Origin of the sequence: Ruminococcus sp. AF17-1AC (assembly GCF_003461385.1) — a bacterium.
Classification (GTDB): domain Bacteria; phylum Bacillota; class Clostridia; order Oscillospirales; family Ruminococcaceae; genus Hominimerdicola; species Hominimerdicola aceti.
The window spans coordinates 215,646-216,948 of the sequence record NZ_QTWZ01000002.1 but is presented as its reverse complement, the minus strand read 5'-3'; the positions used below and the strand labels follow the sequence as shown (position 1 = coordinate 216,948).

Genomic DNA, 1,303 nt, shown 5'->3' with positions numbered 1-1,303 from the left:
TGCTTGTAAAGCTGTGCGTCGGACATACCTGCTTCAGCGACTTTTTCAAACTGCTCTTTTGTAAATCCCTGCAATTTCCAGCACTCCACAGGCATAAGCCTGCGGATTCTGCCTTTGTGTACTATTCCGTGTCTGTCCGTAACCGTGAGCGTAAACATCGGTTCATTAGGTTCTTTTATTCTGCGACCGTTCTGTCGGGTAGTTTCCTTAAATGGGTTGATTATCGCCCTAGGAGCTTCTTCAAGCACTCCCGAACGTTCGCCTTTGTGAGTTTCGTTTGTTACTCCCAAATCCATTCTTGTATGCAGACATCGGGCATTTTCTGTAATCTGCGGATTTTCGTTCAAATCACAAAAAAACAGCGGAATGTTCTCCTCTATGATGAGATACTCCGCTGTTCTGACGTGCGGTAACACATCTTGCAATGTCTGTCATCTGAGGATCGGGATTGCAGTCTATGAAATAAAGTCCCGTTTTACCGCCCATGCCGCCCGAACCGCTGCATTGCGTAACAGCCGTGCCGTCTGTGGAATAAACTCTCGAACCCTGACTGCCGCCTATCAGCTGTTCAGGTTTTCTTTTTTCGCAATTTTCCTCATCATTTCCTCCGAAAGCCAGTATTTCTGAGGGACATTTGTCTCCAAGATATCCGATAAGGAACAGCCTTCTTCTTGACTGCGGTATTCCGAATCCGGCAGAGTTAAGCACGCGCCAGCACATACTATACCCCAGTTCAGAAATCTTTTCAAGGATGATTCTGAAACATTCCCCCTGCGATATACCAAGCAGGTTGGGTACGTTTTCAGCGATAAAGTAACGGGGGCGCTTGGCTTCAAGGATTTGGATATAGTTAAAAAACAGGTTTCCTCTATCGTCCTCAAAAGCGAGTCTGCGCCCCGCGACACTGAACGATTGGCAGCACGGGCCTCCAACGAGCAGATCAAAATCCGGCATATTTCCGTAATCGATTTTTGTGATGTCCTCATAAAAAATTTCCCCCTTTGTGTCATACAGCGTTCTGTAGGCTTTCTGTGCGAATCTGTCAATTTCACACCATCCGACGCACTCAAACCCGCCTACTTTTTCAAAAAGCCGAACGGAACGCTCCTATTCCTGCAAACGCTTCGAAATATTTTATCATTTATCACCGTTCCTTTCCTTTTTGTAATAAAAAAACGGCTAAGTCTTTTTCAAAACTTAACCGTTACATTGACATATTCATTTCTTCGTTTTCTTCAAGATCTTCCGTTTCTGTAATTTCCTCGCACTCAATATTTTCCTCTGTTTGCTTATCAATCTGACT

Annotated in this window: 2 pseudogenes; both read right to left on the bottom strand. The window is 44.7% G+C overall.

The features are described from left to right. Positions 1-296: pseudogene (locus tag DWW81_RS02790) on the bottom strand (DNA cytosine methyltransferase); the annotation flags it as partial. Positions 297-348: 52 nt separating this feature from the next. Beyond that, positions 349-1,077, bottom strand: a pseudogene (gene dcm / locus DWW81_RS13190) (DNA (cytosine-5-)-methyltransferase); the annotation flags it as partial. Between the last annotated feature and the right edge of the window lie 226 nt (positions 1,078-1,303).